This window comes from Anabaena sp. PCC 7108 (assembly GCF_000332135.1).
Classification (GTDB): Bacteria; Cyanobacteriota; Cyanobacteriia; order Cyanobacteriales; family Nostocaceae; genus Anabaena.
The window spans coordinates 346,341-360,794 of the sequence record NZ_KB235896.1 but is presented as its reverse complement, the minus strand read 5'-3'; the positions used below and the strand labels follow the sequence as shown (position 1 = coordinate 360,794).

Genomic DNA, 14,454 nt, shown 5'->3' with positions numbered 1-14,454 from the left:
AGACTAGGAACAAGTTATTTCTTTCATTCAAAAGTTAAAATAATTGCTTTTGTTCCCTGTTTCCTGTTCCCCATATTAACATGATCAACAATTCAGAACCTGAGAAAAATATTTTTGATATAAATCACAACTAGGAACTGCCAATTGATTATGAAAGCGAATTAAGCCCACACCTTGCAGTTTAAATGATTGAGTTGGATGTAGTTCAATACCCTGAGGAGACGTAATTATTTGTCGCATGGCTTCTTTGAGGTGTGGATTTTGTTCCAAATATCCTAACTGTTGTCGTAAGTGACTATTAAAAATACTATCAGGGGTAGTTAAATCTGTTATTAATTGTTCTATATTTCGGTTTCTTTGACTGAAGTGAAATAGAGCTAACTGAGTTAGATAGGGATTACCACCCAGAAGTTTATTTAATTCTATTCCAGAGATTTCTGGAGTGGGAGCAGCATAGCGAATAGCTAATTCTTGAACTTGCTGTGGAGTAAAAGCTGGTAATTCAATTAGTAATCCGACATTAAAGGGTGATTGATGCAAATTTAATGGTAAAAAAACCTCTGTTGAATACACAATTACCAACCGTAATCTTTGCCATGATTCGCTGTTGCCTGTATTGTGTCGGGCTTGTTCATACCAAGCTCGGAGCATTCCAAAAAAGTCGGCAGCTATATCTGGGTGGTTAAACAAAACGTTAACTTCATCTAACACTAAAAGTAGTGGACTTTCTGCTGCGGTTAACAAATATGTTTCAAAATAGTCAGTGCAACTATAGTTGCTGCCAAATAATGGATTCCATAATTCTTCTAAGCGGTTGGGTATGCCTAAACTACGACTGACCATTAAACACAACCATTGGAGAAAATGGCTTAAATTGCCCAAAACTTGACTATCTGCCAGTTGTAGGCTGACAACGGCTGAACGACAGCCATGTTCTTTAGCTTGAGTTAACCCTTGAGCAATGAGAGATGTTTTTCCAAATTGTCGGGGTGCGCGAATGCGAATTAATGCGCCTGGTTTAAATATTTCCCGAATAAAGAGTTTTTCTGCTGGTGGACGATAGATGTAAAATGGCGAATCTAGGGGAAGTTGTCCTTTCAAAGGTGCTTGCAGCAAGCTATTGAGAACAGCCATTCCTAGATTATGATCTGCTTCTTGTTTGAGGTAATCATCTTCTCCTAAAGATAATCCAAAGGCTTCAAAATAGGAAGCTAGAGTAGGTTGATCTATGGGGCTTTGTCGTCGTCGCACTTTGGTTAAGGTTTTGGGGCTGATGCCGGTGCGATAGCGAAGCGCTGCTGCAAGCAGATCGCTTAACTGCTCTAAAGTATAAGGATGACCGGAATTTTCCCGCGCTGCGGACAAGTGTTCAGCAGCTTGTAAGCTTTGCCAACCTTGAGAACTGATGATAACGCCTCTTCGGCGTTTTTGGGTTGAGTCTGAAGAGTCATCATAGGGAATCACACGCACTTTACCGACAGATTTTATTTAGTTGAACATCCGTTTAGTAGCTGATTCTATCAATCTTTCTTTTCTGAACAATAACATTCCTGCTCAGATGATTAAATTACTGGCTTAAAGTTCCATCGGTGCTGGTTTTTCATTGCGGATAATGTAACAATTTAAATCAGTGATAATTAAATATTCTGGCTATTAAAAAAATTACATATCCTATATTAGATATCAATTATGTAATTTCTCATGACTATATAGATTTAGGAAACTAAGGTTAAACTATGTCAGCAATATGGGAATTTTTTCACAATATTGTATTATCTCGTGCCTACATACCACATGGGCATTGCTATCTCTGGCAAACTCCTTTAGTGGGTTTATATATACTTAGTGATGCGTTAATTGCGATCGCTTATTTTTCTATTCCAGCCATGCTGATTTACTTTGTCCGCAAACGGAGTGATATGCCTTTCTCCAATGTCTTTGTTTTGTTTGGGGCATTTATTATCCTTTGTGGTACAGGACATCTCCTGGATATTTTAACACTTTGGTATCCTTACTACTGGATTTCTGGCATTGAACGCGCCGTCACAGCTTTAATTTCTTGTTATACAGCTTTACGATTAGTGGAACTCCTCCCACAGTTTTTGGGATTGCGAACACCAGAACAGCTAGAAGCCATCAACCGAGAATTAGAAAAGCAAATAGCCGAACGAAAAAGCGCTGAAGAAACTCTACAAACGATTGTATCTGGTACTGCTTCTGTGACTGGAGACGAATTTTTTCCGGCTTTAGTTGAAAACCTAGCTACAGCACTTAATGTTGCCTATGCAATAGTGTTTGAAACTGTTGACAACTCCTTACAAAAGCTACGAAGTATTAATTTTTGGTATGTAGATCATTTAGCCGCAAATTTTGAATATGAACTGATTAATACTCCTTGTAAAGATGTAGTTCATAAAAATATGCCCTATGCCTATCCTAGCGACTTACAGCAGAAATTTCCCGGTAACACATTCATGGAGAAGATGGGTGCAGAAAGCTATTTGGGTGTTCCTTTAGTTGACATTAATCAAAATGTAATTGGCAATCTTTGTATTGTTGATGTCAAACCCTTTTTAGCTGATGATCGCAACAAAGCCATCTTAAAGGTTTTTGCAGCACGGGCTTCTGCTGAACTACAACGTAAATGGGCAGAAGAAGAGAAACGCACTGCTTATGAAAATCTAGAATTACGAGTTAAGGAACGTACTGCTGAATTGGTGAAAGCTAATCACTCCTTAGAAGTTGAAGTTAGGGAAAGAACTATTGCCGAATCTGCTATGAGGGTAATGGCAGAAAAAGAACAGGCAATTAACGGGGTAATTCTGCAAATGCGTCAAACTCTCAACCTGGAATCTATCTTTAATGTCACCACTACTGAATTACAGCAAGCTATTAAATGCGATCGCGTTTTAATTTACCGCTTTAAACCAGACTGGAGTGGAGAATTAGTTTCTGAGTCTGTCACGCAGTCTTGGAATGTTTTGCTTCCTTCACGGGCAAATGATCCCAAACTAACCCAAATTGCTGTTGAAGGAAACAATTGTGTGACAACTCAACTTAGCAGTGCAGATGTTTTACATCGTGATACTTATTTACAGGAGAATAAAGGCGGAATTTATCAGCAAAAAAATAGTTATTGCTGTGTCACCGATATTTACACAGCGGGATTTGATGACTGCTATCTCAATTTTCTCAAAGAATTACAAGCACGAGCTTACATCATTACCCCCATTTTCTGTGGTCAAAAACTCTGGGGTTTGTTGGCAGTTTATCAAAATGGCCATCCCCGTCATTGGCAAGAAGCAGAAATCGGAATTGTCACCCAAATAGGTAATCAATTGGGTGTAGCTGTACAACAGGCAGAACTATTTGCCCAAACTCAGCAACAGACAGAAGAACTAAAACTAGCCAAAGAAGCTGCTGATGCTGCTAACCGGGCTAAAAGTGAGTTTCTAGCTAATATGAGCCATGAATTGCGAACTCCACTGAACGCTATTCTCGGCTTCACTCAGTTAATGCAACAAGATCAGTCTCTAACTTTTGACCATCAACGGTATATTGAAATTATTAATAACAGTGGTGAACATTTGCTGGCATTGATTAATGATGTGTTAGAAATGTCAAAAATTGAAGCGGGACGTATCACACTTTATGAAACGGAGTTTAATCTGTATAAGTTGCTGGAAAGTTTAAAAGCTATGCTGGAACTGAAAGCACAATCAAAAGCTTTACAACTGAGTTTTGATGTTGATGAGTCTGTACCTCGTTACATCAAAACAGATGAAAACAAACTCCGTCAGGTACTAATTAACTTGTTAGGCAATGCGATCAAGTTTACAGAGAAAGGAAGCGTAACTCTGCGAATTAGGAATCAGAATTTATCCGAGGGTGACACCAGATTACTTACTACTCAGCAGTCTCTCTTTTTTGCAGTTGAAGATACTGGACTTGGTATTGCTCCAGAAGAAATTGGCGATTTATTTCAAGCATTTCAGCAAACACGCGCAGGACAAAAATCTAAGGAAGGAACAGGTTTAGGGTTGCGAATTAGTCAGAAGTTTGTGCAATTGATGGGGGGTGAAATTACGGTTCGTAGTCAATTGGGTAAAGGTAGTTGTTTCAGGTTTCATATCCAGACTAGTTTAGCCTCAGCAATGCCTAGTTCCCAATTTTTTCCTGTTGATCATGCCGTTAGTATTGCTCCTGGGCATAATTACCGAATTTTGATTGCTGAAGATAATTCTACTAACAGATTACTACTGAGCAAAATTTTAATAAAGTTAGGTTTTGAAGTGCAAGAAGCTGAAAATGGGCAAATTGCGATCGCTCTCTGGCAGGAATGGCAACCTCATCTAATTTTTATGGATATGCAAATGCCTATCCTCGATGGTTATCAAGCTACTCAACAGATTCGGGTTTTGGAACAAACGTTAACCAATCTACAAACTCCCACAAAAATTATTGCTCTGACTGCAAGTGCCTTTACAGAACAGCGAGAGGAAAGCTTATCCGTAGGGTGTGATGATTTTGTCAGCAAACCGTTTCGCTGGGAAGAAATTATAGAAACTCTTTCTTCTCATCTACAAATACAATTGGATACATCTACTCCAGAGAAACAAACTACTGACAATTTAGCAAATAAAACCGATAACTTTGTACTTGATAGAGCTGCTTTGAGTGTTATGCCCAGCGAATGGATTCACCAATTACACTTTTATTCTGCCCAAGGTAATGATGCTAATAGTCTTCAGCTAATTACTCAAATTCCTTCTGAACACACTGAACTGATTACGGCTGTAACTGAATTGATTTCAAACTATCAGTTTAAGGAACTGATGATCTTGACTCAACCAACACCAGATGATCTTGACAGGTAAATTATGAATAATGAAAGTACACCCGATCAGCTGCTAATACAAACTACCCAAATAAATATTTTGATTGTTGATGATGTTTTAGAAAATATTCGTCTTTTATCCAGTATTTTGGAGCATAATGGACACCAAACTCGCAAGGCCATCAGTGGCAAAATGGCGCTGACAGCGGTTGCAGCATCTCCACCTAGTTTAATTCTGTTAGATATCAGAATGCCAGAAATGAATGGCTATGAGGTTTGTCAACAACTGAAATCAAATCCTGAAACTGCTGATATTCCTATTATTTTTTTAAGTGCATCACAAGATATGACTGATAAGGGTCAAGCTTTTCGATCTGGTGGTGCAGACTATATTACCAAGCCGTTTTATATGGAGGAGGTATTGGCACGAGTTCAACATCAATTGACTATTATCAAGTATCAACAAACAATTTTTTATCTTCAATCTCAAGTTAAAGAATTGCAAGCAGCGACTAAATAAAAAAAGGTATTGGTAAATTAAATGAATATGTCTGGACAAAAAAAATCATTTGTAGCGGATATTCTAATTGTTGATGACAAACTTGAAAATATTAGATTTTTATCAGATTTTTTATCAAAACAGAATTATCAAATTCGCAAAGCTATCAGTGGACAATCTGCATTAATGGCTGTTCAGGCACTGCCACCAGATTTAATACTTTTAGATATTAATATGCCAGAAATGGGAGGTTATGAAGTATGTGAATATTTAAAAAGTGTTCCAGAAAATCAATCAATTCCGATTATTTTTTTAAGTGCTGGTAATGATATTAGTGATAAGGTGAGAGCATTTAAAGCTGGAGGTGTTGACTATATAACCAAACCATTTCACTTAGAAGAAGTACTAATAAGAATTCAAACTCAGTTAAAGCTTCAAAATTTACAAAAAGAGCAAGAATCTCATAATCAGCAATTACAAAATATGCTACTAGCATTACAAAATGCTCAAGCTGAACTTATTCAAAAAGAAAAGCTACTGAATACAAGTCGAATTGCTGCTGGAATTTCTCATGAAATTAATAACCCTTTAAGTTTTATTCTTTGTAATCTTAATCCTGCATCTGAATATGCTGAAAAGCTAATTAGTCTGATTAACTATTATCAAAAAGCATTTCCAAATGCAACTCCAGAAATTAGCAATTTCATCGATGAAATTGAACTGGAGTTTTTATCTCCAGATTTTACTAGAGTAATTCATTCTATTCGCACTGGAGCCGAAAGAATTCGCTCAGTTGTTCATGCTCTACATATTTTCTCTCGTCTTGATAAGTCAGGTATCAAACCTTTTAATGTTCACGAAAGTATTGATAGTGTTTTGATGATATTACGCTATCAAATGGTATTAAAAAATGGTTCAGTTGCAGTTGAAATTTTTAAGAAATATGAGGATTTACCAGAATTTATAGGTTATGCAAATTTATTTAATCAAGTGCTAATGCATCTTTTGCAAAATGCTATTGATGCACTTGATGTAAAAATCAATTCATTTATTGATAGTTCATTTCAACCAAAAATTTGGATTCATACATATACTCACCCAGAAAATAAAGTAATAATCAGTATTAAAGACAATGGTATGGGAATTATTGAAGAAAATAAGTATCGTTTATTTGAGCCATTTTTTACTACCAAATTAGTTGCTAAAGGTATGGGATTAGGCTTATTTACTAGCCACCAAATTATCACTGAAATTTACAAAGGTAGTTTGACTTACCAAATAGTCCCTGAAGGAGGTTCAGAATTTATTATTGAAATTCCGATTACAGAAGTTTTCGGTTAATCCTCTGTCGTCACAATAGAAATCACAAAAATAATTCCCTAATTTGCCCATTTATTGAGTCGATACCAAAAAATATATATAATCTTAGTATTATGGGGATTGAGCAATGCTCAACCCCTACTGATTTGTCAAAAACTCACTTTCACTATTTGTAAGTGCAAGATTGGGTTTATACCGAACCGCCGGCGGCTTGAAACCGAGCGCGAGCGCGTTTAAAGGCTTTAGTTGCCTGAATTTGGGCTTGACGGTCGCCTGCTGGGGCTTGATTCAGAAGAGTTTGGGCTTGATTGTAAGCGGTTCGGGCTTCTTCCAGGTTAATTTTGTCGCCACGTTCAGCACCGTTGACTAAAATAGTCACTTCGTCTTCATCAACTTCGGCAAAACCGCCCGCAAGTGCGATCGCTTGCCAATCTTGATTTTTGTTAGCACGAACACGCATTACACCTATATCCAAGGCAGATAATAGCGGCGCGTGTCCACTCAAGATACCTAATTGACCAGTAGTACTAGGTAAAACTACTTCTTCAGCTTCAGCATCCCAAACGGTTTTATCCGGGGCAATTACACGAACAGTCAGGGTCATATTTTTAGTTTCTAATTGATGGTTGTTAATTCGTAATTCATAAATTACGAATTACGAATTACGGATTACGAAATTATCCCTTGAGCTTTTCTGCTTTAGCGATCGCTTCGTTGATATCGCCTACCAAGTAGAAAGCTTGCTCAGGTAAAGCATCCAATTCACCAGAAAGAATTTGTTTAAATCCTTTAATGGTGTCTTCCAACTTCACATACTTACCAGGAGAACCGGTAAATACTTCTGCTACGAAGAAAGGCTGAGACAAGAACCGCTCAACTTTCCGCGCCCGTGCCACAATTAGACGATCTTCTTCAGACAATTCATCTAAACCAAGAATGGCGATGATGTCTTGTAGTTCTTTGTAACGTTGTAGTGTTGATTGTACAGCCCGCGCAGTATCATAGTGATCACTACCTACGATGTTGGGTTGCAACATGGTGGAAGTAGAACCCAGAGGATCAACCGCAGGATAAATACCCTTAGATGCTAAACCACGAGACAATACTGTTGTCCCGTCTAAGTGAGCAAAGGTGGTAGCAGGTGCGGGGTCAGTCAAGTCATCCGCCGGTACATATACAGCTTGAATAGAAGTAATAGAACCTTCGGTGGTGGAGGTAATCCGTTCTTGTAAAGCACCTACGTCTGTACCCAGAGTAGGCTGATATCCTACCGCCGAAGGCATCCGACCCAAGAGCGCGGATACTTCAGAACCAGCTTGGACAAACCGGAAGATGTTATCAACAAATAGCAATACGTCTTGCTTGTTAACATCACGGAAATACTCAGCCATTGTCAAACCAGACAAACCAACCCGCATTCTTGCTCCGGGTGGCTCGTTCATTTGACCATAAACTAGAGCAATTTTGGATTCGTTGAGGTTATCTTTGTTGATAACTCCAGATTCCATCATTTCGTTGTAGAGGTCATTCCCTTCACGTGTGCGTTCACCCACACCCGCAAATACAGACACACCACCGTGTTGAGTAGCGATGTTGTTGATCAATTCCATCATGATCACTGTTTTACCAACACCTGCACCGCCGAAGAGACCGATTTTACCACCGCGTCTGTAGGGAGTCAGCAAGTCAACAACCTTAATCCCAGTTTCAAACACAGAAGGATTTGTTTCCAAGTCTGTGAATTTGGGAGCAGGACGGTGAATAGGTAGAGTTGCTTCAGCATTTACGGGACCTTGGTTGTCTACAGGTTCGCCCAAAACGTTGAAAATCCGTCCCAATGTGGCTTTACCCACGGGTACGGTAATTGGAGCGCCTGTATCAACTACTTCTAAACCACGCACTAAGCCATCTGTGCTACTCATAGCCACAGCCCGTACTTGGTTGTCGCCTAGCAATTGTTGTACTTCAACGGTGAGGCTGATGTTTTGTCCAGCTTCATTTGTGCCTGTGATGGTCAAAGCGTTGTAGATTTGAGGCAATTTCCCGCCGGGAAATTTAACGTCTACAACGGGACCGATGATTTGGGTAATGTAACCGATGTTTGTTTTTTCTGCGGTGGTGACCATGCTGCGCCTAAATGATTGAAGCTATTTTTGAGAATGGGTCGTAAACGACCTGAGATCAAGCAATGTCATCTTTTAGGTTAGCACTGAACGCCCCCACCTTCGCCTTAAATTCATTATTAAGACTAGATCCCCGACTTCTTGAACAAGTCAAGTATGTCTGGTGTCAAAAGCAAAAATGCTATCTAGGACTCAATTTTGCTTAGAAACGCTGGCGGTGCGATCATGAGAATACTGCGAAAAAGATGAAGAGTTATTGACACTCTCCGGGCTAAAGCCACGGAGATTCTACATTCTACGTCAGAATTTGCTCTAGGAGGTTTTCACCAACTAGAGTAGAGACTCCAACTCCTGTAGCGTTAATTCGGGAATGCCCTTCCCTATTTTTGGCAAGATTAAGAATATTTATTGCTGCATTAACATCTCTTTGAAGCTTACATCCACAATTACATTTATGGGTGCGAGTTGAAAGAGATTTTTTCACCATTGCACCACAATTACTGCATTTTTGTGATGTGTAATGTGGTGCAACAGCAATAACAACGCTGTTGAATTTCACGGCAAAATATTCTAGCCATTGACGAAAAGTAGACCAAGCCGCATCATTGATTGACTTAGCAAGACAATGATTTTTTACCATGTTCTTGACTTTTAAATCTTCATAGGCGACTAAAGCGTTAGCTTTGCATACGTTACGCGCTGTTCTTTTAGCGTGTTCATTCCGTTGCCTACTTACTTTTAAATGTTTTCGAGCATATCTTTGTCTTGCTTTTCGTCTTTGGTTTTTACCTTTTTCCTTAGAATAAATGAGACTTTGAGAGTGTTTGATGGATTTTTCGGCTTTTCTTAAAAAACGGGGATTTGCTTCATGATCTCCATTGGAATCAGAGTAAAAATACTCCAAACCCACATCTAAACCAATTTCACCATCAGCTATCCTAGGTTCTTGTTTAACTTCTGTATCTACACAGAATTGAACATAAAAACCGTCAGCACGTTTAACAATTCTGACTCGTTTGATTAACTTGATTGGATATGTATGAATATCCCATTTACCCAATAATTTAAGTTCACCAATACCTTTTTTATCAGTAAAAGTGATACGTCTTTTTGTTGGGTGCAATAACCATCCAGAGGTTTTGTATTCTACTGAACGATTATCTTTTTGAAAACAAGGATATCCCTTTCTACCTACGACTTTCTTTTTGCAGTTGTCGTAAAACCTTTGGATTGCTTGCCATGCTCTTATGCCTTCGGCACGCTACGCGAACAGTTGCAGACTGACAAGCCATTGAATTTAATTTTTCTACAAAACTAAACTCTTTCCGTAGTGCTGTTGAGTAGTTATTTAATGCAATTCTGTTAATTTTCGCTTCTTTGGGTGAGTCCATCCAGTAACGAATAGCTTTGTTTCTAATAAACTGAGTTGTCCTGAGTACTTCGTTGATAGCCTGTTTTTGACTTTGATTGCATTTGGCTTTGTACTCTAAAACCAGCACTAATTAATTACCTCCTTTCATGTTAAATTTGTTATTAGTTTAATCATACATTCTCAGTATGTCAACAGGAAAAGGAAAAAAAAGGACAAAAAATATTCCGGTGCTTTACGATGAACCTAAAAAGCGACGGGGTATTATGCTCACAAATACCGCATGGGAATTTTTGGCAAGGCAAGCCAAAACAGAAAAGATTAGTGTTTCTGAATTGGTAGAGAGGTATGCTAGAAACATCTCTATCACTGAGGGCTAAAGCCCAAGGCTTAGGCTTTCATCTCTTGCCTAAAGGACGGTTAAGTTTTTACGCCACGCTCCAAAACTTAATCTCAAGGGTTTTCAGCCTTTTTCCTTATAAGTTAGCATTACTGCTAATCATAAACTTTTTGCAGAGTTCATTATATGTTAATATCGTGCGCCTACTTAATTTTAGCTAAGAGTTTACCTCAACTTCTCACTGATCCAGTCACAGCAAAACTTATAATTAACTGTGCTAGGGCTTCAGGTTGATCTTCCGGTACGAAAGTACGGGATTTTGCAATCCGCTCTAATCGAGCATTAGGAAAAGATTGTTTGAGGCGTTCAGCAAAGCGATAAGAAAAGAATGGATCGTTTTCACCCCAAACAATTAATACTGGCTTGTTAAAATTGGCAAAGGAACTGGCTGCTTCAATAGTGTAACGATTGGAAATACCACATACAGCTTTGGTTAGATCGTGACGCACGCCAGCAAACCGAATTAGTGGTGTAAAGTATGCTGCATCTTCTTCAGATCCTAAGGGTCTGTGTGCAAGTAGTCCAAACAAGATATGTCTAATTAAACTCCAGCGCATTAACTGTGCAAATGCAAAGATAAAGCCTGGTATCCGAGCAGCATACTGAAGTGGACGGAAAAATAAGGGTAAAAAGTTTTCAAAAGCATCACAGTTAGTGAGTACAAGTCCTGATATTTTTTCTGGGTACTGGCTAATAACTAACTGGCATATAGCACCGCCTGTATCGTTGCCAACTAAGGTGACATTATCTAAATCGAGGGCTGTAATAAAGTCTGCTACTAAGCGAGCAACACCTGGTGGAGTTAAGTCGGTGTCGGGGTTCATTGGTTGGATATGAGAGCCGAGAGGTAACTCTGGTACAATACAGCGAAACTCGCTTTCAAGCACAGATACAACATCACGCCAGAGTCTTCCGTTAACCAGAAGCCCGTGTAGAAAGATTAATATTGGTCCCTGTCCGCGATCGCTGTAGTGAAGTATTCCTTGAGGTAGCTCGACAGTTTTATATTTCTGGGTGTGATTTTCTTGAGTATCAAAACTCATTCTATCCTCCTGTTAGTGAAAAGATGATCTAGCTTACTTTATTTAAGGCTTTGCAGACACTCTACCTTAGTGATTGCGCTTTGAGTAATGCCTATAGCCTAGTCTAAGCCATAGGCGATCGCTGATTCTCAGTTGGTGAAAACAAGTTAAGAAAAGGGAAGTCTACGGTTTTCGATTGCTACTCACTCCCGTAATAGCCGCATAACAATCCCCTTGTAATACCTAATTTACTGCAAATACTTCGTAAATTACGCCGCCATCACCAGTGCGTCCCTTGCCGACTGCAATAATATTATTGAGCCATGCGTAACGATCATCACCTGTCTCAAATAAAGGATTAGTCCTGAAATAGTATCGCTCGTCTGCGCCCTTTGGATCGTCCGGCTTGAAATAATCCACCGCATACTCAAAGTTTTCTGGGCTGGTGACCATCCGTCCGCCATAAGTCATGAGAATGATAGCCCCATCATCGGTCTTCAGGCATTGACGAACGTCCATTGAGCCTGATCCGTCTGCCCGTATTTTAGACCAATCGCCACCGGACATGGGAATAATCTCACCTTTGAGTTTTGGTCCCTCGAAATGTCCAGATTTGGCCATAAAGATCATGCGGTGTCCATCGGGTCCTTGTCCAACATCCATCGGGGCTTGAATCTGTATTCTCATCTCGAACAAAAATTCGGTCTTAAGCTCAGACATCGGTATCTCCTTATGAGTTTAAAGTTTTAGTGATTATCGAAGAGTCACGTTTCAAACTGTTTGTATTATTGCGGATTAACAGGATATACCAAATATGAGGTATAGGTTTCAGCCATTTACAAGTGATTTTTCGCTGATTTTTGGGCAATGTCCGCGCTGTTCGCGGAGCGTCTTGAACAAAGCGAAGCTATCGCCATTTAGATAAGTTAGATTGCTGCTAGTGCGCGCTCTTCAATGGTTCGAGCTATTGCAGAAGTGACATTTAACTCCGCTCTCCAGTCTGCAAGTGGTTTTTCCCAAGCCTCTTCCCACTTCTGCGCCAGAAAGGGTTTTGCTTTACACCCGACATTGTAGCCCTCGTAAGCTAAACTTATAATTGGGCTTAAATCTTTGTTCATCTTGATCGTATTCATGAGCAGTCCGGCAATCGACATCACTGAAACTGGATCACGATTTTGCCCGATCTGAAATGCTGCCAGCTTAAGTCCCCCAGCAATATCGAAGCCATATCCTGTAACGGTATGCCAAATATCATGGGTTTGTCGCATCCGCAGAGCTAAATAGCTCACATCATCTTTAAGCTCTACTTGAGGATAAAAGTGTGGCGTAAAGTTTGCTGATATCAAGTTAGAAGCATAGGCAAAGCCTAAGGAATCTTCAGGTAGTTTGAGTAATTCTTCTAGATTGGGAGTTGGTTGAAGATATTGTTCTTCAAAAAGTTGAGCGATTTCAGGATTAGACTTGACATAGGCAATCTCAGCAGCAGTAACTTCATGCTTGGCTAATGCAGCATCAACATCAAAAATTTTATCAATATCCATTCCGTCATTGATAAAATAAAGGAAAGCTTGCACACCTTTCACTAATTCTGAACTAACAGATATACTCGTATCACCATTGATAATGTAGGAAGAAGTAGATTTTGACATTGTGATATCTGAGATAATCCAATTTACACAATGAATTTTATAGTGACGAAGACAGAAATTTTAAATGCTAATACAAAACTTTACCTGCTATTCTGAATTCAACTTGAAATGATCCATTATGCTATGATTTACTTATATATTGCAAAGTACATATATCCTACTTTTGCACATTATTTAATTCACATTTCTTAGTCCATTTTTAAAAAGGGTTTGATCCGCATGAATAATGAGAAACCATTGAGCAACTTAATCCTGTTTGTGAGTCTGGGAATCATATTTTGGTTTATAGCTTTACTGTTTATCCGATTTGCGGGTGATCACTTGTTTGTTAATGGCAATCCCTGGCTAATATTATTCTTTATTTTATCCATACCCATAGCTTGGGTGTTAGTTAAAATAGGTGCAATAATTGGGAAGGTAGAGGGTGAAAAGTTGTTGATAGCCACGGTACTGATGTCATTAACAGCGCTGTTACTTGATGGCGTGGCGTTAACGTGGTTTCAAAATTGGTACGGTCTTGAACCAGCACAGTTGTTGCTTGCTGCCGCTTGGTTGTTATGGGGTGTGGGTGTCGGTTTAATGATCGGATATTGGGAATCACATTCTTATAATGCCAGTTAAAGTATTGTAAAAGTTCACCCAATAAATATATAAAATATTACCATCTATGATCATTCATAAAAGTGAAATTAACTAATAGATGGTAATATAGGAATCCTCGCTTCATATCAGCCAATCAGCATAAAATAATTGTTTTGAACTGGAAATTAAATTAACAATAAATTAACAACTAGTAAAATAGTGGGGCTGGATTTCCGGTTAAAGAAATTTCTCATTTTCTGAAACGGTGCAAAAATTGAGTCACCCTAATTATTCAAATGCTTGGGGTATTAACCATTGATTTAGGTGATGTTAGACGGTATAAACTTGCAGCAGCTAGTCACAGGAGTTATATTCATCGGCAAGAGTTTGTTGTAAGTACGCAATTGTTTCTGTGATCTGATTTTCTTATATCTGCTTGGTTAATAAATTGGTTAATAAAATTATTCGGGAATTGCATAATCAGTAGTCTAATGAAATTTTGTTAATCCATATCTGCGTGGGCAGAGGCTAATCCGGGGTGGAGTTCACAAGTTCCTGATCTCTAGGTCATTCGATATTGTATAAGTTGTGGTTCTCTACCGCAGTTGTTAGCCCAGTAGTAATCATTGGGTAGGGAACAACATTTCAGCCAG

The 14,454-nt window shown here is 38.9% G+C and carries 10 protein-coding genes and 1 pseudogene; 4 read left to right on the top strand and 7 right to left on the bottom strand.

The annotated features are described in order from the left end of the window. Window positions 1-84: 84 nt before the first annotated feature. Window positions 85-1,470: an AAA-like domain-containing protein gene (locus ANA7108_RS0102225; RefSeq protein ID WP_144052341.1), complete on the bottom strand. Its 1,386-nt coding sequence runs from the start codon at window positions 1,468-1,470 to the stop codon at window positions 85-87. A 266-nt stretch (window positions 1,471-1,736) separates the two neighbouring features. On the opposite strand from ANA7108_RS0102225, the gene ANA7108_RS0102220 reads away from it, so the two are divergent. From ANA7108_RS0102220 to ANA7108_RS0102210, 3 genes are read left to right on the top strand one after another with little or no spacing between them, the layout of a single operon-like run. Continuing rightward, a complete protein-coding gene (locus ANA7108_RS0102220; RefSeq protein ID WP_016949128.1) occupies window positions 1,737-4,877 on the top strand; it encodes a GAF domain-containing protein in 3,141 nt (1,046 codons plus the stop codon). Window positions 4,878-4,880: 3 nt separating this feature from the next. After that, on the top strand, window positions 4,881-5,357 hold the full coding sequence (locus ANA7108_RS0102215; protein WP_016949127.1) for a response regulator: 477 nt from the start codon (window positions 4,881-4,883) through the stop codon (window positions 5,355-5,357). 27 nt (window positions 5,358-5,384) lie between these two features. Continuing rightward, a complete protein-coding gene (locus ANA7108_RS0102210; RefSeq protein WP_016949126.1) occupies window positions 5,385-6,677 on the top strand; it encodes a response regulator in 1,293 nt (430 codons plus the stop codon). Window positions 6,678-6,846: 169 nt separating this feature from the next. Here the strand turns inward: ANA7108_RS0102210 and atpC are convergent, their stop codons facing one another. The 6 genes and pseudogenes from atpC to ANA7108_RS0102175 all read right to left on the bottom strand — a co-directional run bounded on the left by atpC (window position 6,847) and on the right by ANA7108_RS0102175 (window position 13,219). Further along, a complete protein-coding gene (gene atpC / locus ANA7108_RS0102205) occupies window positions 6,847-7,260 on the bottom strand; it encodes an ATP synthase F1 subunit epsilon (protein WP_016949125.1) in 414 nt (137 codons plus the stop codon). Window positions 7,261-7,333: 73 nt separating this feature from the next. Continuing rightward, on the bottom strand, window positions 7,334-8,782 hold the full coding sequence (atpD, locus tag ANA7108_RS0102200; protein WP_016949124.1) for a F0F1 ATP synthase subunit beta: 1,449 nt from the start codon (window positions 8,780-8,782) through the stop codon (window positions 7,334-7,336). 292 nt (window positions 8,783-9,074) lie between these two features. Further along, window positions 9,075-10,278 (bottom strand): annotated as a pseudogene (locus ANA7108_RS26670) (RNA-guided endonuclease InsQ/TnpB family protein). Between the two features lie 440 nt (window positions 10,279-10,718). After that, window positions 10,719-11,591, bottom strand: a complete 873-nt coding sequence (locus ANA7108_RS0102185) for an alpha/beta fold hydrolase (protein ID WP_016949122.1) — start codon at window positions 11,589-11,591, stop codon at window positions 10,719-10,721. A gap of 222 nt (window positions 11,592-11,813) precedes the next feature. Next, complete coding sequence (locus tag ANA7108_RS0102180) at window positions 11,814-12,290, bottom strand: DUF3237 domain-containing protein (RefSeq protein ID WP_016949121.1); 477 nt, start codon at window positions 12,288-12,290, stop codon at window positions 11,814-11,816. Between the two features lie 206 nt (window positions 12,291-12,496). Beyond that, window positions 12,497-13,219: a Coq4 family protein gene (locus ANA7108_RS0102175; protein WP_016949120.1), complete on the bottom strand. Its 723-nt coding sequence runs from the start codon at window positions 13,217-13,219 to the stop codon at window positions 12,497-12,499. Between the two features lie 219 nt (window positions 13,220-13,438). On the opposite strand from ANA7108_RS0102175, the gene ANA7108_RS0102170 reads away from it, so the two are divergent. Next, complete coding sequence (locus tag ANA7108_RS0102170; RefSeq protein ID WP_016949119.1) at window positions 13,439-13,840, top strand: DUF5367 family protein; 402 nt, start codon at window positions 13,439-13,441, stop codon at window positions 13,838-13,840. The last annotated feature ends 614 nt before the right edge of the window (window positions 13,841-14,454 follow it).